We start from the raw sequence: 16,162 nt of genomic DNA on the forward strand, positions 1-16,162 counted from the left end.
CTATCTATATCTGATAATCACGAATCTCATTATTCCGATATTCCGTTGGACTGAAACCGTATATCTTCTTAAACTGTTTGGAAAAATAGTTAATATCTTTATAACCAAGCTGATAGCTGATCTCATAGATCTTCTGGTCCGAATATTTAAACAGATATTCGGCGCGGGACATTTTGATAACTGTAATGTAATCATTAAAGTGGATTCCCGTCTTGGTAAAAAAGGTATTGCTTAAATAGGTATTATTAATAAAGAATCTGGAAGCCAGTACTTTTAATTTTAAGTCTGCTTCCGGATTTTCTAATATATAAGTAATTATATCTTTTAGGGTATTGTCATGAATCGGGGGATCAAGTTTCAGTATGAATTGAAGCAGGTAAGTGATTTTTCTGATATAAAAGGATTGAAAGGAATCGGTATTTCCTTCATGGATATAATCGATTTCTTCAAAATAGTGTATATGAATAAAATAGGATAACCAGGTAAACTCTTGATAAACGGCAGAAATAATGTTGTGGTAAAGCTTCTTAATCATTAAGTCAGATTTGATTAAATTATCTTTCAGGGCCTCATAAACTTGTTCCAGGGTATTCTGGAATAAGGTAATCAGAGCAGTATCCTTTTCTTTAAAATAATGGATCAGCATTTTTTCTTCAGACACCGGATATGCCCAGAAATCTTCCTCTGTATCAGCGCCATTACTAAGAGACAGCTTATTAGCAGGCAGGGTATCCAAGTGTTTTCGGATCCTTTTTAAAAGTGGGATTAATTCTTTCTCACGGGCAGGTTTTACCAGATAATCAAAAGCTCCGTATATAATTCCCTGGCGGGCATACTGAAATTCGCTGAATTCGCTTAAGAGAATTACACAGGGGCATAGGTTTTCGTTCTGGATTTCATGAAGGAGCTGCAGTCCGTCAATGATAGGCATACGGATATCCGTTATTACCAGGTCATAAGCAGTTTCATGCAGCAAATCCAGGGCCTGACGTCCGTTACCGGCTTTGCCCGTTATCTCAAATCCGGAGGGTTCTCCCCAGATATGCATTCTCTTTAATTCCAGTAAAAAGATTTCCCTGTCGTCCACGATCAGAGTCTTATACATGGCTGCCTCCTTTATTTTAGAATATCTTCCGGTGCTAGGGTAAAATAGGTGCAGGCGCCTTTACCGACTTCACCGGTAATCCTTACGCTGCCGCCTAAGCTTTCTATCATTTTCTTAACAAGGGCAAGACCTAATCCGCTGCCTTCAAAGTCATCCACCGAGTGCATTCTCTGAAACATTCCAAACAGCTTCTCTGAAAACTTCATATCAAAGCCCACACCGTTGTCTTTAATATAAAAGACAGATACCGTATCCTCCTGCCGGTATCCGGCGGTTATGATACCGGGATCTTTCCCCCGGGTAAATTTAAGGGAATTAGAAATAATATTGGTAATAACCTGCTTCATTAAAAAACGGTCGGTAAGTATCATGGGAATTGTGCTTTCATATTCCAGTTTAATGGAGCTGCCTTGAAGATAGCTTCCCACAAGCTCTTCAAAAACCGCCTGGATCATATTCTTTAGATCCACAGGCTCCTTAATGGGCTCCATTTCCGCAAACCTGGTATAGTCTAAGAGCTTATTAATTAAACCAAGGGTATCGTTACAGATACCTCGGATATTCTCAATCAGTTCCACGCCATTTTCATCAATCTGTGCGCTATAGTCCTCCAGAAATATTCTGGCATAGCCGTCAATAGCACGAATCGGAGCCTTTATCTCGTGGGTGATGCTGGAGTTAAAAATCCTTAAATCATTGCTTGGCCTGGCTGACTCGGATATTTTATTTTCTGTTTTTTTCTCATCATCAAAGGTACTGATAATTATCACTCCACAACTAATTGGTCTATGTCTGCTGTTTTTTCTTTGATGTTAAAACTGTTAATGACCGGATTATCCTTATCCTGCAAGGAAATTATAACATAGCTTAATTTCGGATCAAATGCAAGACGGATGTCCTCTTTAGAAGGCCTTGACGGAGTAGAAGGGTGGCTGTGAAAATTACCGATCAACTCTAAATTACTTTTCCGGATCTGGGATATAGCCTGAAATTGTTCCTTTACATCCATAGAAAAGTGTTCAGGACTTTCGTCGATGTTCTTTAAATAATAAATCTGGGTAACTGTCTTAACTCCATCTGTTATGGTTCCTGCCAGTAAACCGCAGCTTTCATTGGGTAGACCATTCCTGCAGTAGGCAAATAAATCTTTAATGTGTTCTTCCTTAAATATAATCATGCGATTTCCCTCTAATTTTTATTATTATGTATATCATCAACAGCGAAAGCCGTTATGATATCAGAAGAATCTCATTAAAGTATATATACCCTGTAAACTTATAGGAATAATATAATTAAACTATATAATGAGTTCTCCTTTCTGTCAATATTAAATACGTTATTTCAGAAAGAAAGTCAATTTCCCTATGGAAATGCTAAAGATTCTCTGCCTAAGACCTAAATATAGTCACATTGTCAGAAAAGATAGGGCATTCTATAATGACAGTTATGAAGAAATAAAATGATGTCAGATATTTGCTTATGGCAGACAGGAGGGAAAACCATGGATGAGCAGGCATATAAAGAGCTGAAAAAGGGCGGCTTTATGAGACAGATACAGGAGGAAAAATTTTCTCTGCGGTTAAGAGTGGTAGGCGGACAGTTAAAAGCCAATCAAATCGCAAAGATAAGTGAAATAGCAGAAAAGTATGGACAGGGTTACATACATATGACCTCCAGACAGGGAGTTGAAATTCCCTTTATTGATTTTAAAGATATTAATGCGGTGAAGGAAGAACTGGCAGAAGTGGATTTACAGCCGGGAGCCTGCGGCCCCAGAGTAAGAACCATAACTGCCTGTCAGGGAAACGGCATCTGCCCCAGCGGGCTGATTGAAACCAGCAACCTGGCAAAAGAACTGGATGCAAAATATTTTGCAAAAGATCTGCCCCATAAATTTAAAATCGGAATTACCGGCTGCAAAAATAACTGCCTGAAGGCAGAAGAGAATGACCTTGGAATTAAAGGCGGTATCTTGCCGGAATGGGAAGAAGAGGGCTGTACTTACTGCGGCCTTTGCGAAGCAGTCTGTCCGGCGAAAAGCATCTACGTGGATAAAGGAAATCAAAAGCTGGTGTTTGAAGAAGATAAGTGCATTTACTGCGGCAAATGTGTGAAATCCTGCCCTCTTGATAACTGGACAGGAGTCAGCGGGTATATTACCACGTTCGGCGGATTATTCGGTAATACCATTGCATTTGGAAAGCCGCTGCTTCCTTTGATTACAGAAAAGGAGACTTTATTCACGGTAATTGATACGGCCATAGAATTCTTTAAAGAACATGGAAAACAGGGCGAACGGTTCCGTTTTACCATTGACCGGACAGGTATTGATAAATTGAAGGAAAAGCTGGAAGAAGCAATAAAATGAATTTAGCCAAGTGCACCCAGAAAGGAGTCCATATGAGTGAAAGAAAACCGGATGGTTATGTTGATATAACAGATGTGGTCTGCCCCATAACTTTTGTTAAGACCAAAGTAGCATTAGAGGAACTGGAAAAAGGACAAATCCTTCAGATTAAACTAAAGGAAGGAGAACCCATCCAGAACGTACCCAGAAGTCTGAAAAATGAAAAACACAAGGTAATAAACCTTGAAAATAATAACGACGGTACCTATACCATAGAGGTTATTAAGGGCGGACTGGCGGAATGAAAGAAAAGTAAGGGGGGAAGGGGATTGTAATGCAGGAGATTAAAGTTTTAATCGTTGAAGAATTTAAATATATTGCCGATTTGAATGTTCTGGAATTAAAGCGGGGGGGATTTCTGGTTGACAGCCAGTTTGTCAGCAGTGAGGAATCCATGATCCATGCCCTGGAGCAAAAAGATTGGGATATTATTTTATCGGACAATTCAACACCACATTTTAATGCAATCCAGGCTTTGTTTACCAGAAATAAGATATCACCCAAGACGCCTTTTATTATAGTATCCGAAGATGTTTCCCCGGAAAGCATTAAGTTTGCAATGAAAAATGGGTGTTGTGCCTACCTGTTAAAAGAAAATCTTCACCAGCTTGCTATTCTGGTAAGAAATATCATAGGCAGGAATGTAGGGTATTCCCTGGTTAATCACGATTAGTGCCATAAAGCACGGATAGGAGTCCATATGAATTTTACAAACGCGCAACTTGAGCGTTACTCAAGACATATTATTTTAGAGGATGTCGGAGTAAAAGGACAGGAAAAGCTGTTAAACAGTAAGGTACTTATTATAGGCACCGGAGGTCTTGGTGCACCGGCTGCCCTGTATCTTGGAGCCGCAGGCATCGGAACCGTTGGTCTTGTTGACGGGGACACAGTGGATTTGTCCAATTTACAGCGTCAGGTCATTCACAGCACAGCGGATGTGGGTAAGGCAAAAGTTATCTCAGGGAAAGAGAGTATCAATGCCATCAATCCCGATGTGAAGGTGATTCCTTATCAGGAAAGGGCTACGGCTGATAATATAAAAGATATTATAAAGGATCAGGACTATGATTTTATTCTGGACGGAACGGATAACTTTCCGGTCAAGTTTCTAATTAATGATGCCTGTGTTATGCTAAAGAAACCATTTTCCCATGCAGGAATTATAAGATTCCAGGGTCAGACCATGACCTATGTGCCGGGTAAAGGCCCATGTTACCGCTGTGTATTTAAGAATCCGCCGCCTCCGGATGTGGTTCCAACCTGTCAGCAGGCCGGTGTATTAGGGGTTATGGGTGGTGTCATTGGTACCATTCAGGCCACGGAAGCAATTAAATATATAACAGGTGCAGGCAGTTTACTTACCGGGTATCTGTTAACCTATGACGCGAAAAAGATGGAATTTCGCAAGGTAAAGCTTGCTCATGATAAAAACTGTGCGATATGCGGAGAAGACCCTTCAATTACCGAATTGATCGATTATGAAATTGCAGCCTGCAGTATCGCAGATAATAAAAAATTAGGATAATAGAGTTATTCGGAGACTGGAAATCAACTATATTATTTACTGCTGCGTTTGAGGCTATCAGACAGTATACGGTATGAAAACCGGTATTAGAAAGGAGTTTTTAAATGACGATTATTTTAAATGGCAAGGAGACTTCCTTTGAGGAGGAACTTACCATACAGGAACTTTTAGAGCAGGGATATGTGGAAATGCAGGAATATGTAACGGTGCAGGTTAATGAAGATATTATTTCCCGTGCCGATTATGGAACCTATGTAATTAAGGACAAGGATGTTGTGGAATGTCTTTATTATATGGGCGGTGGATGTTGATAAATGAAAGCAAATTAATTAAACCTACAAAATTGATTTGAGTGTCATGTGTATTTTATGAATACGAGCGTAATATTTACTATCGTAAATATATATTCAATTTTGCGTCGGCCTGCCGCGAAAACTGCTTATATTTTGTCAAGATTCTGGCCAAAAATCAAGCCGGCTGGCTTGATTTTTGAGGCGTAACCAATAAAACGAAACTAACCAGACAACTGGAGGTTTTAGAAAGCAGAATGGTATTTTTCTGTCTTCTAAAACCTTTTTTTATAATCCTATTAACGAGGAATTTCGGGGATTTTTTAAGATAAATAGCCATAGAATTCAACATGATTAATTTATAATATTATTACATTGAAAAATCTGATTAGAAAGGCAGCCGTTTACTCGTTACAGATAACTGTAAAAAGTGCGGTATACAAAGGAGATAATATGAAAATCGGCATAATAGGTGCAATTGAAGAAGAAGTCAGACTTTTAATGGAGGAGATTGAAGTTCTGTCAGAGGAAACTATCGGAATGAGAACTTATTATACAGGAAATCTGTTTGGAAAACAGGTCATTCTGGTTTATTCCAGATGCGGAAAAGTAGCGGCAGCCTCTACGGTTACTACTCTGATTGGGCATTTCGGAGTAGATTTAGTCTTGTTTACCGGAGTTGCAGGGGGTGGAAATCCAGAAAGAAAGATAGGGGATGTTGTAGTTGGGGGTAAATTATTGCAGCATGATATGGACTCCAGTGGAATACCAGGTGCGTTAAGATTTGAGATACCATTACTTAAAAAGATTTATTTTGAAGCAGAACCGGCTTTACTGGCTAAAGCAGTAGAATCTGCAGGTTACTACATAAAGAATCAGATGCATAAAGAAATTGACGTATCATTACTACAGGAATTCGATATAACTGTGCCTGCGGTAGTAGTTGGTACCATTGCAACCGGAGACCAGTTTATATCGGATAGAAATAAAATAAATACGTTGAATTCCCAGATCGATGATCTTCAATGCGTGGAAATGGAAGGTGCCGCCATAGCTCAGGTATGTTATGAATATGGTGTTGATTTCGTTGTGTTCCGGGTAATTTCAGATAATGCAGATGAGAATGCCCATTACAATATAAAACGGTTCTTAGAGAAAACGGCATCCTATTTAACACAGGGTATCATAAAGCAATTTGTCAGGGAGTTGGAGTAAGCTATATATAAAATTATGCAAACCGGCTGCGGGTGTTGATTACAGCCGGTTAGTTTTTTCAATTATTTTATACCAAGCCTTACCCTCTTCGGTTCCTGTGCAAAGGTGAAGTCTTTAATCAATCATTAAAGATGATATGGTTACCATTATAATGGAAAAACCAATACGGCGAAACGGTATATAGCTAAGGGATAACAGCAGTACCGTAATATCTGATAATCTTTATCTGTAACTAGGAAAAAGTTTATAGGTTCCGGTAAGGTCATTGACATTTGAAAGGGGAAAACCTATAATCAACTTCATAAATTCGACCTATGAAGATAGTAGAAGTTATTGAAAGCTTAATGGAAAGCTTAGATTCAGAAAATAGAAGAAAGAATAAAACTAACCAGACAACTGGAGGTTTTAGAAGCAGAGATAAGGAAAGGAGATTCTGCGTTCTAAAGCCTCCTTTTTTATTAAAGGAGAATAGGAAATGAGCAAAAAAATAGGAAAACACATTGCAATCTACGGAAAAGGCGGCATCGGAAAGTCCACCACCACCTCCAATATCAGCGCAGCCCTTGCGGAAGCAGGGCATAAAGTCATCCAGATTGGCTGTGATCCGAAAAGTGATTCCACCAACACCTTAAGAGGAAATAATTATTTGCCGACAGTCCTTGACAGTCTGAGGGAAGGTAAAAAGATCCACCTGGAAGATGTTTCGGCAGTGGGCTATAAAGGAATCCTTTGTATTGAGTCAGGCGGTCCGGTACCCGGTGTAGGCTGTGCAGGCCGTGGCATCAATGCGGCGGTAACACTTTTGCAGGAATTAAACCTGTTTGAAGAATTCAAACCGGACTATGTATTGTATGACGTCTTAGGTGATGTAGTGTGCGGCGGTTTTGCAGTTCCTATCCGTGACGGAATAACTGACAGAGCATATGTGGTCAGTTCCTCTGATTTTATGGCAATCTATGCAGCCAATAATTTATTCAAAGCAATCAATAAATACGCACCCTCCGGCGGCGCCAAACTGGGAGGTATTATCGGAAACGGTCTATCCGCCGGTTATTCCCAAGCAATCATCAATGATTTTGCCGAACGGACAGGAACCAAGGCAGTTGGTTACGTTCCCCGATCCTTAGTAGTATCCCAGAGCGAGTTATACGGCAAAACCGTAATCGAAGCCCATCCGGAAGATCCCCATGCTGACATATACAGAAATCTAGCGAAATACATAGCAGAAAGTGATGAACTGGTAGTTCCAAACCCTATTGCCGTAACAGAACTAAGAGACTGGGCAAAAGAATGGGGCGATAAAATATACGATCTGGAAACTGGTGTTTTAGCAGGAGCAGCAGGCATTTAAGAGGAAAATAAGGTTGGGATTCAGGAGGATAACATGGGATTATTAGAAGAAAGAAAAGTTATATCCAGAGAAAAAAGGGCATCCACCATTACTGCTTACCAGGGAATCAATAAGGTACTGAAGGAAGATTTAAGCGTAACGGATATCAGACAGCGGATCCGGACATTCTCCCAGGGAAATAAAGATGAAATCATATATGCACTGGCCCTGTTAAGCCGCATCAAGGATGCACCTGTTATCATACACGGAGCCATCGGCTGCAGTACGGCGGAACTCTATTTTTACAAAGGAGCACAGGAAGGAACCTGGTATTCCACGGATTTAAATGAAAGGGATACCATAATGGGTGGAGATGATAAACTGCGGAAAACCATTGAGCAGGTATATTACAAATATAAACCTAAAATTATTTTTGTAGTTTCCACTCCTGTGGTGGCTATCAATAATGATGATATTAATTCTATCATACTGGAATTGGAAGAAGAGTTTGATACGAAAATCATATCCATATATACCGACGGATTTAAAACAAAAGCCGGAATCAATGGTGTGGACATTGTGCTACACAGCCTGGCCAGATATATCGGTGAAGGAAGTGAGAAGTTGGGAGCGGGAGCAGAGGAAGATGATTTTATTAATCTTATCAGCATCTCTGAAAATGAAAAAGCCATAAAAGAAATCACCCGTTTACTTGAAAAACTTAATGTCCGTTACAACACCATACCCCAGTTTGGGTCAGTAAAGGATATCGACAACGCAAGATTTGCAAAAGCTTCCGTAGCGGTCATAGATGACGAGGCAGATGTACTGCTTAACGGTTTGGAGGAAAAATTCCACATACCGGCAATAAAAAGCACTGTACCTATTGGTCTGAAAGGAACCGGAGAGTGGCTTTTGGAACTTGGCAAAGCCCTCGGAATACAGAACAGGGTAAATGAACTGATTAATTCAGAAGAAGAAAGGCTGAGAAAGTACATAAGTAAAAAGCCGTTAGCCAGAAAGAAGGTATTTCTTGATATTGATATATCGGCGGCAGCAGGACTGGCAGAGTTCATTGAAGAACTGGGCGGGGAAGTAAGCGGTATCTCCATCAGCCATATTGACAGCTTAAACAGGAATAAATTAAAAGAACTATCGAAAGAGGTATTTTTTACAGTCGGAGACGGGCAGCCTTTTGAACTGGCCAATATATTAAACAAGAATAAACCGGATTTTTATATCGGCGGTTCGGAACATACAGGTCTTGCAGCCGGTCTCGGAATTCTTCCCATTGCGGTAAACAGTAAAATACTTTACGGATATGAAGGTGCCATCCAATTGATTCAGGCAATCTTAAAGGCAGAAAAAAGAACGGGTTTTGCGGCCTATCTGGCTGAAAATACAAAGGAACCTTACCGGGAATCCTGGTTAAAGAAAAGTGCGAACTGGTATATCAAGCAGGAGGTGAAATAGATGCAGGAGAGCATAGAAAGAGGCAGATATGGATGTAACCTCCAGGGGGCGCTCCAGACCATAGCCGAAATCAGAGGAGTTGTACCTATTTTGCATACCACACCGGGCTGCGGAATCCAGAATTACCTGTCGGGGAAAGCCGGCAGCGGTAATACCGGTTATTTAAAAGGATATTCCGTACCGAATTCCAATGTATATGAAAAACAGGTTATATTCGGGGGAACCTCCAGATTAAGGGAGCAGATTAAAAATACGGTTAAAGTAATCGAAGGTGATTTATATGTAACCATATCCGGCTGTGAAGCGGAAATGGTAGGGGATGATATTATATCCATGACCCAGGAAATCATTGACCAGGGGGAAAATGCCATCTATTATAAGGCTGCAGGCTTTAAGGGAAACCAGTTTACCGGATATGAGGGAATCCTTAACGCGGTACTGGATCAGTTAATCGTCAACTCTTCTGATCAGGGAGTAGAGAAGGGACTTGTAAATTTGTTTGGAATTTTACCGAAGCAGGACATTTACTGGCAGGGAAATTTAGCAGAGCTTCAAAGAATTCTTGGTAATATCGGTGTAAAAGCCAATACCTTATTTGGCTCCAGTCAGGATATTGGCAAGTGGAAAGACATACCGAAAGCTGAACTTAATATTGCGGTTTCCAAGTGGGGATTAGATGCCGTTAAAAAGGCAGAAGAGAAATTCGGTACACCCTATCTGTATTTTCCTTTTCCGGGCCTTGGGGAGAGAGCCACAGGAGAATTCTTACAGGGAGTCGGTAAGAGACTTGGAATTGATTCTGAGCTAATTGAAAGTTATCTGGAAAAGGAAAAGGCCCATTTCACCCATGTAGTAACACAGATTACAGAATACTATTATGATTATGATTTTCAGAAAACCATAGCCATTGTAGGGGATGAAAGTACGGTAATCCGCTATGCAGCATTTTTAACAGAGTATCTTGGAATGGATGTGGAGCTTGCCATAATTACAGATTCTTCGGAGGAAGAAGAACAGGAGGAAGCTTTATCTTTAATCAGTCAATACACGGACCGGGTTTACTTTAACAAGGACAGCAGTGAAATAGAGGAGATTATTGAAAACAGCAATGCAGAGCTGATCTTTGGAAGTGGACTGGAAAACCGGGTTGCAGAAAAACTTAATATTCCGAATTACATCGTATCCTATCCAGCCTATGGAAAAGTAATCATAGACCGGAGTGATATCGGATATACAGGGGCTGTTTCGCTGATAGAAGATTTGAGCAATTTACTAATAAATAGTGATAATTAAGGCGGAATTAAGACAACAATCACAGATAGGAATAAAAAAGAAAAGAGGAAAATCATATGGGAAGATTATTTACATCAGAATCAGTCACAGAAGGACATCCGGATAAAATCGCGGATCAGATATCCGACGCTATCCTGGATGCATTAATTGAACAGGATCCCTATTCCAGAGTTGCGGCAGAAACTACTGTTGCCACCGGACTGGCGTTGGTAGTAGGAGAAATTACCACCAATGCTTACGTAGATATCTCTAAAATAGTAAGAAATACCATCCGGGATATCGGATATACCAAAAACGCCGGTGGTTTCGATGCAGACTCCATTGCAGTTTTAACTTCCATTGACGAACAGTCCGCAGATATCGCCCTTGGAGTTGACAAGGCTTATGAATCCAAGCAGGAAGGAGTAAAAGAAGATTTCGGAACCGGAGCGGGAGACCAGGGTATTATCTTTGGGTATGCCACCAACGAATCTCCTGAATATTTACCCCCAGCAATATCCTTTGCCCACAGGCTGGCAAGAAAGCTGGCAGAGGTCAGAAAGAACGGAACCCTTAACTATTTAAGACCCGATGGCAAATCCCAGGTTACCGTGGAATTTGATGAGGCCGGTAATGTAGCAAGAATCCATACCATTGTTATCTCCACCCAGCACAGTGAAGAGGTGACCTTAGAACAGATCAAGGAAGATGTGATCAAATACATAATCAAAGAAGTGATTCCTTCCAATCTGTTAGATGAAAATACAAAATATTATGTTAACCCTACCGGACGTTTTGTAATCGGCGGTCCTCAGGGGGATGCCGGATTAACAGGTAGAAAGATTATCGTAGATACTTACGGCGGAACAGGAAGACACGGCGGCGGAGCTTTCTCCGGCAAAGACCCCACAAAAGTAGACCGTTCTGCAGCTTACGCAGCCAGATGGGTGGCAAAGAATTTAGTTGCTGCCGGTGCAACTGATAAAGCGGAACTGGAAGTTGCTTATGCCATCGGTGTTGCAAAACCGGTATCCATTACCGTAGATACCTTTGGAACCGGTAAAGTAAGCGAGGAGAAGATCGTTAATATCATAGATAAAGTATTTGACTTAAGACCAGCTGCCATTATAAGCGCTTTGGATTTAAGAAGACCGATTTACAGACAAACCGCAGCTTACGGTCATTTTGGCAGAACGGATATTGATCTGCCCTGGGAGAGACTTGATAAGGTTGATGAGATTAAGAAATACCTTTAGACTTTATGAGAAGAAATTTAAATGAAAGCAATAGCTATAAAGTCTGAATGCCGCAGAATGGCAGCAGGTCAGTATGGTTGGGAGAAATATTAGAAAAGGATAAAGCTTGCAGCTGCCGTTCTCTTCCACCTTTATATAAGGCAGTACCGCAGATGGCTCTGCGGCAGGCAACGGGTATAAACATGCAGAAAGTTAAACAGCTGGCACTAAGCAGTATCATACCGATACTTATTATAATCGCCTGGTATTATGTAACCAATTATACCGATACCCCAAAAGCCATTTTACCTAAAATCAGTGCTGTAGGTGCTGCATTTGTAAAACAGGCAAAGAACGGGCAGCTGGCAGCAGATGTCAGTGTCAGTGTGAAACGTGTATTGGAGGGCTTCTTCTTTGCAGCACTCTTAGGGGTGGCTATGGGAACTCTAATGGGAATGTCCGTAACGATCCGCAGCATATTTATGTTAACCTTAAACACCATTAGACAGATTCCCATGATGGCCTGGATTCCTATGATTATACTCTGGTGCGGCATTGAGGATTTATCAAAGATTGTAGTAATCGTCCTGGGCGCCTTCTTTCCAATCATGGTAAATACCCTAAGCGGGATTACCAGTACCCCCCAGGGGTATATCGAAGTGGCGAAGCTTTACCGCTTAAGCAGCTGGCAGATCTTTACCAAGGTGTATTTACCCTCGGCCCTGCCCCAGATATTTGTAGGCTTAAAGCTTGGCCTTGGTATCTCCTGGATGGCAGTGGTGGCAGCGGAATTAATTGCCTCCAGTAAAGGGATCGGTTACCGGATCAGTGATGCCAGAAACTTAATGAAACCGGATATTATGATCGTAGGTATGCTCTTAATCGGTATCATCGGTATCTTAATGGACCGGATATTAAGCTTTATCGCGAAAAAGGTAACACCCTGGGTAGAAAAGGGGAGGGCTTGATATGGCAGAAGACTTGTTAAAAATCGAGGGACTTTATAAGTACTTTTCGGTAGATAAGAAAAAGGTTGAAATCTTAAAGAATATTAACCTTAACATAAAAGAGGGAGAATTTATCACCATTGTAGGACACAGCGGCTGCGGGAAAAGCACCCTGCTTAAAATTATAGCAGGTCTGGTGGATTATCAGATCGGAACCGTTACCAACAACGGAGCCCCCATAGCCGGACCGGATATTGACAGGGGAATGGTATTTCAGGAACACCGGCTGTTACCCTGGTTATCCATTAAAGATAATATCGGATTTGGATTAACCAATAAAACGAAACAGGAGAAAGATAAAATCGTAAAGGATATTATCAATCTGGTAAAATTGGACGGTTTTGAAAATGTATATCCTCACCAGTTATCCGGCGGAATGGCCCAGAGGGCGGCCATAGCAAGAGGACTGGTCACCAATCCCAAAATATTGCTATTGGATGAACCCTTCGGAGCTTTGGACGCCCTAACCAGAATCCAGATGCAGAAGGAAATCCTAAGAATCTGGGAAACAGAAAAAACTACCATGATTTTAGTCACCCATGACATTGATGAAGCAGTTTATTTAGGACAGAGAATCGTAGTGATGTCTGCAAGACCCGGGGAGATAAAATCAATTATAGATGTGGACACGGCGGGCTCTAAAATCAGAGGCAGCGCAGACTTTGCATATTTGACCAATAAAGTATACCAGTACTTCTTTGAGGATGAGAAGCAGGAACTGGAATACAGCATCTAAGAGAAACTGTCAGGGGAGAGGCAGTTAGAGCCAGGAGGTAAGAATGAGCAGTAAAGAACAGTTGTATAAGGAACTTTATACGAAAGCCAGGGTGATTTCCAATGGAATTAATGTAAAACCCGGTATATTTAAAAATATTGCCTTAGGTTCCGAGTATATGGAACAGGTACACGGCCTTGCGGAATCCGACCGCCATACCCATGTGGGAGTGGATTTCCCGTGTCATTTTACATCCCCAAGCGGAATTGTCTATAATTTTGTCTGGGATTTAAGATCACCCATAACCATTGAATACCGGGACGGAAACTATTATCTGTTTGACACGGGTAAAGAATTATTTCCCATAACTTTTGCAAAACGCCCCCATTATTATGGTCTTAAGACCTCGGATGGAGTGGAAATGTCCCACATAGCCAACTTTACCCCCGGTAATACGGTAAGAGCGGCTTACAGTAACGAATGTTCTTTAAAAGATAAAGGTCTTGACTGCCTTTTCTGTAATGCCAACGTGACAAAAGATACCTACGCGGAAAAAGAAGATATTAAATGGAAAACGCCTAAGCAGATTGCAGAAACCGTAGCGGCGGCTTATAAATATGACGGTTCCAGGCACATTCAGATAACCGGCGGGTTTATACCAGAGAGGCGGGAAGTGGAATATTATCTGGATGTAGCGGAAGCGATTCAGGAGCATCTGGGGAAAAAGGATTTTGACGGCAATGCCTGTGTAGGCGCACCTCAGGATATTTCAATTATAGAGAAATATAAGGAAGCGGGATACCGTACCATAGCTATTAACATTGAATTCTGGGATAAAAACTTTTTTAAGACCATCTGTCCCGGAAAAGAGCAGGAATGCGGAGGGTTTGACCATTGGGTGGAAGCTTTGGAATACTCGGCATCCGTGTTTGGTTACGGTAATGCGGGAACCAACTTTGTAGCAGGAATCGAACCCAAGGAAAAGACTTTGGAAGGTATTGAATATCTGGCCTCCAAGGGTGTAGTGGCAACAGCAGGAGCCTTTAACCCCAATGCAGGTTCCAAACTGGAGGGACACAGATCCCCCTGGGAAGAATGGAACATTGACCTGGCGCAAAAAGCTTACCGGATCTATAAGAATGCAGGGTTTACGTTTGATAACTTATATTATGTAGCACCGGCAGATAACACCTTGATTCATGATGTATTTAAAATTGAAGAGGGACTTCTATAAATACAGTAAGGCGATAACTGGTAAATATCATCAATTCATAGACCGAATATAGTGCGGAATCTTAATTTTAACTTTATAACCGGTAACTCTATAACCCAATATTTTTATAAATAATTAAACTTTAAACTCAATAACTGATAATTTTATGACATCAAACAGGAGGAATTTTATGAAAAAGAACAGAAAAATAACGGCACTGTTATTGCTATTCGTACTTGTTACATCTCTTTTGGCAGGCTGCGGTAAGAAGACTTCGGAAACCGGTGGGGATAGCAGCACGCAGACTCAGACAGCAGATACCGCCAGCGAAGTAAAATCAGAAGATACAGGTACGACAACTGCCAGTACAGACACATCCGGTACAGAAGCAACAGCAGAAACCGGAACTACAAGCGAAGCCACCGCGCTGCCTGCCGGGCACAAGGCAGATACGGTTAAAATCGGTTTTGTAGATGTTACTGGCACCGGCTTGATTTCTGATACACTGGGTGTTGCTAGAGATCAGGGATATATTGATGAAGAATTAGGAGCAATTGGAGTGAAGGCTGAATTTGTGCCTATGACAGGCGCTGGTCCTGCAATTAACGAAGCCTTGGCAGGTGGAAGCCTTGACATAGGATTTTTGGGTGATGTTCCGGCAATTATCGGTAAAGCGGCAGGTATTGACACCCAGATTATAAGTTTGAGCGGGTTAAACAGTGGGGCTTCTCTGGTAATTCCGAAAGATTCCTCCTATCAATCTGTTCAGGACTTAAAAGGGAAAAAAATCGCCACACAAAAAGGTGCTTTTATGCACAAGGTTTTTATAGATATATTAACAGCGAATGGCTTGACTATAAATGATGTGGAGTTTGTTAACTTAAATGCACAAGGTTCTGCCGAAGCATTGATCTCAGGCAGTGTTGACGGTGCGGTGGTAGGCGGCAGCACATTATCTAATTTAATTGAAAAAGGCTATGGCAGGGTTCTGGTGGATTATAGAGATCATCCGGAATGGAATTGCGGTGGCTATGGTGAGGCCAGAACCGCTTATATTAATGAGAACCCTGACATTATCAAGGCATTGTTAAGAGCATTGGTGAAAGCCCAGAAGTTAGCCAAAGAAGATGATACGGTAATGGTAAAACAATGGATTACTACCGGAGATACAGAAAGTTCTTATGAATATCTATACCCCAAACATGATAATTACTATAGTATTAAAGCCGACGATACCTTGATTGAGAGTGGCCGGAGCACGATTAAATTCTTACTGGATAACGGTTTGATTGAAAATGAAATTAACTTTGAAGACTGGATTAATAAAAGCTTTTATGAAGCAGCATATAGTGAGCTTGGTGAATAATGACAG

The 16,162-nt window shown here is 41.2% G+C and carries 17 protein-coding genes; 14 read left to right on the top strand and 3 right to left on the bottom strand.

Annotated features, from left to right (window positions below; translation table 11 throughout):
* Window positions 1-4: 4 nt before the first annotated feature.
* Genes QA584_RS01800 through QA584_RS01810 form a run of 3 tightly spaced genes read right to left on the bottom strand, consistent with a single transcriptional unit; the run spans window position 5 to window position 2,282 of the window.
* The gene (locus tag QA584_RS01800) at window positions 5-1,105 is read right to left on the bottom strand and encodes a response regulator transcription factor (RefSeq protein ID WP_278272811.1); all 1,101 of its coding nucleotides are present in this window, start codon (window positions 1,103-1,105) and stop codon (window positions 5-7) included.
* An 11-nt stretch (window positions 1,106-1,116) separates the two neighbouring features.
* Window positions 1,117-1,875 carry a sensor histidine kinase gene (locus tag QA584_RS01805; RefSeq protein ID WP_278272812.1) on the bottom strand — a complete coding sequence of 253 codons (759 nt, stop codon included), beginning with the start codon at window positions 1,873-1,875 and terminating at the stop codon, window positions 1,117-1,119.
* On the bottom strand, window positions 1,872-2,282 hold the full coding sequence (locus QA584_RS01810) for a M67 family metallopeptidase (RefSeq protein ID WP_278272813.1): 411 nt from the start codon (window positions 2,280-2,282) through the stop codon (window positions 1,872-1,874). The genes QA584_RS01805 and QA584_RS01810 overlap by 4 nt, the downstream gene beginning before the upstream one ends.
* A gap of 324 nt (window positions 2,283-2,606) precedes the next feature.
* Here QA584_RS01810 and QA584_RS01815 point away from each other — a divergent pair, with 324 nt between their 5' ends.
* From QA584_RS01815 to QA584_RS01880, 14 genes are all read left to right on the top strand, one after another.
* On the top strand, window positions 2,607-3,473 hold the full coding sequence (locus tag QA584_RS01815; RefSeq protein ID WP_278272814.1) for a 4Fe-4S binding protein: 867 nt from the start codon (window positions 2,607-2,609) through the stop codon (window positions 3,471-3,473).
* A gap of 32 nt (window positions 3,474-3,505) precedes the next feature.
* The gene (locus tag QA584_RS01820) at window positions 3,506-3,757 is read left to right on the top strand and encodes a sulfurtransferase TusA family protein (RefSeq protein WP_278272815.1); all 252 of its coding nucleotides are present in this window, start codon (window positions 3,506-3,508) and stop codon (window positions 3,755-3,757) included.
* A 29-nt stretch (window positions 3,758-3,786) separates the two neighbouring features.
* On the top strand, window positions 3,787-4,185 hold the full coding sequence (locus tag QA584_RS01825) for a response regulator (RefSeq protein WP_278272816.1): 399 nt from the start codon (window positions 3,787-3,789) through the stop codon (window positions 4,183-4,185).
* A gap of 27 nt (window positions 4,186-4,212) precedes the next feature.
* Window positions 4,213-5,040 carry a HesA/MoeB/ThiF family protein gene (locus QA584_RS01830; protein ID WP_278272817.1) on the top strand — a complete coding sequence of 276 codons (828 nt, stop codon included), beginning with the start codon at window positions 4,213-4,215 and terminating at the stop codon, window positions 5,038-5,040.
* A 104-nt stretch (window positions 5,041-5,144) separates the two neighbouring features.
* Complete coding sequence (thiS, locus tag QA584_RS01835) at window positions 5,145-5,351, top strand: sulfur carrier protein ThiS (RefSeq protein WP_278272818.1); 207 nt, start codon at window positions 5,145-5,147, stop codon at window positions 5,349-5,351.
* Between the two features lie 432 nt (window positions 5,352-5,783).
* Window positions 5,784-6,545 (top strand): 5'-methylthioadenosine/adenosylhomocysteine nucleosidase, encoded by a 762-nt coding sequence (locus tag QA584_RS01840; protein ID WP_278272819.1) that lies wholly within the window; start codon window positions 5,784-5,786, stop codon window positions 6,543-6,545.
* A 475-nt stretch (window positions 6,546-7,020) separates the two neighbouring features.
* Entirely contained in the window at window positions 7,021-7,896 is an 876-nt protein-coding gene (locus tag QA584_RS01845; protein WP_278272820.1) for a nitrogenase iron protein NifH, read from the top strand.
* Window positions 7,897-7,929: 33 nt separating this feature from the next.
* Entirely contained in the window at window positions 7,930-9,348 is a 1,419-nt protein-coding gene (locus QA584_RS01850) for a nitrogenase component 1 (protein ID WP_278272821.1), read from the top strand.
* Window positions 9,349-10,641, top strand: coding sequence for a nitrogenase component 1 (locus tag QA584_RS01855; protein ID WP_278272822.1), 1,293 nt, complete (start codon window positions 9,349-9,351; stop codon window positions 10,639-10,641). It begins immediately after the preceding gene.
* A gap of 56 nt (window positions 10,642-10,697) precedes the next feature.
* Entirely contained in the window at window positions 10,698-11,876 is a 1,179-nt protein-coding gene (gene metK / locus QA584_RS01860) for a methionine adenosyltransferase (protein ID WP_278272823.1), read from the top strand.
* 77 nt (window positions 11,877-11,953) lie between these two features.
* The gene (locus tag QA584_RS01865) at window positions 11,954-12,823 is read left to right on the top strand and encodes an ABC transporter permease (protein ID WP_278272824.1); all 870 of its coding nucleotides are present in this window, start codon (window positions 11,954-11,956) and stop codon (window positions 12,821-12,823) included.
* A gap of 1 nt (window position 12,824) precedes the next feature.
* Window positions 12,825-13,598, top strand: a complete 774-nt coding sequence (locus QA584_RS01870; RefSeq protein WP_278272825.1) for an ABC transporter ATP-binding protein — start codon at window positions 12,825-12,827, stop codon at window positions 13,596-13,598.
* A 43-nt stretch (window positions 13,599-13,641) separates the two neighbouring features.
* The gene (locus QA584_RS01875; protein WP_278272826.1) at window positions 13,642-14,811 is read left to right on the top strand and encodes a radical SAM protein; all 1,170 of its coding nucleotides are present in this window, start codon (window positions 13,642-13,644) and stop codon (window positions 14,809-14,811) included.
* A 169-nt stretch (window positions 14,812-14,980) separates the two neighbouring features.
* Window positions 14,981-16,156, top strand: coding sequence for an ABC transporter substrate-binding protein (locus tag QA584_RS01880; RefSeq protein ID WP_278272827.1), 1,176 nt, complete (start codon window positions 14,981-14,983; stop codon window positions 16,154-16,156).
* Window positions 16,157-16,162: the final 6 nt, after the last annotated feature.

Source organism: Anaerocolumna sp. AGMB13025, assembly GCF_029689925.1.
GTDB lineage: Bacteria > Bacillota > Clostridia > Lachnospirales > Lachnospiraceae > Anaerocolumna.

Coding starts and splice junctions, on each gene's coding strand:
- QA584_RS01800 (WP_278272811.1), bottom strand. CDS start 1,105: ATGTATAAGACTCTGATCGTGGACGACAGGGAAATCTTTTTACTGGAA.
- QA584_RS01810 (WP_278272813.1), bottom strand. CDS start 2,282: ATGATTATATTTAAGGAAGAACACATTAAAGATTTATTTGCCTACTGC.
- QA584_RS01815 (WP_278272814.1), top strand. CDS start 2,607: ATGGATGAGCAGGCATATAAAGAGCTGAAAAAGGGCGGCTTTATGAGA.
- QA584_RS01820 (WP_278272815.1), top strand. CDS start 3,506: ATGAGTGAAAGAAAACCGGATGGTTATGTTGATATAACAGATGTGGTC.
- QA584_RS01825 (WP_278272816.1), top strand. CDS start 3,787: ATGCAGGAGATTAAAGTTTTAATCGTTGAAGAATTTAAATATATTGCC.
- QA584_RS01830 (WP_278272817.1), top strand. CDS start 4,213: ATGAATTTTACAAACGCGCAACTTGAGCGTTACTCAAGACATATTATT.
- thiS (WP_278272818.1), top strand. CDS start 5,145: ATGACGATTATTTTAAATGGCAAGGAGACTTCCTTTGAGGAGGAACTT.
- QA584_RS01840 (WP_278272819.1), top strand. CDS start 5,784: ATGAAAATCGGCATAATAGGTGCAATTGAAGAAGAAGTCAGACTTTTA.
- QA584_RS01845 (WP_278272820.1), top strand. CDS start 7,021: ATGAGCAAAAAAATAGGAAAACACATTGCAATCTACGGAAAAGGCGGC.
- QA584_RS01850 (WP_278272821.1), top strand. CDS start 7,930: ATGGGATTATTAGAAGAAAGAAAAGTTATATCCAGAGAAAAAAGGGCA.
- QA584_RS01855 (WP_278272822.1), top strand. CDS start 9,349: ATGCAGGAGAGCATAGAAAGAGGCAGATATGGATGTAACCTCCAGGGG.
- metK (WP_278272823.1), top strand. CDS start 10,698: ATGGGAAGATTATTTACATCAGAATCAGTCACAGAAGGACATCCGGAT.
- QA584_RS01870 (WP_278272825.1), top strand. CDS start 12,825: ATGGCAGAAGACTTGTTAAAAATCGAGGGACTTTATAAGTACTTTTCG.
- QA584_RS01875 (WP_278272826.1), top strand. CDS start 13,642: ATGAGCAGTAAAGAACAGTTGTATAAGGAACTTTATACGAAAGCCAGG.
- QA584_RS01880 (WP_278272827.1), top strand. CDS start 14,981: ATGAAAAAGAACAGAAAAATAACGGCACTGTTATTGCTATTCGTACTT.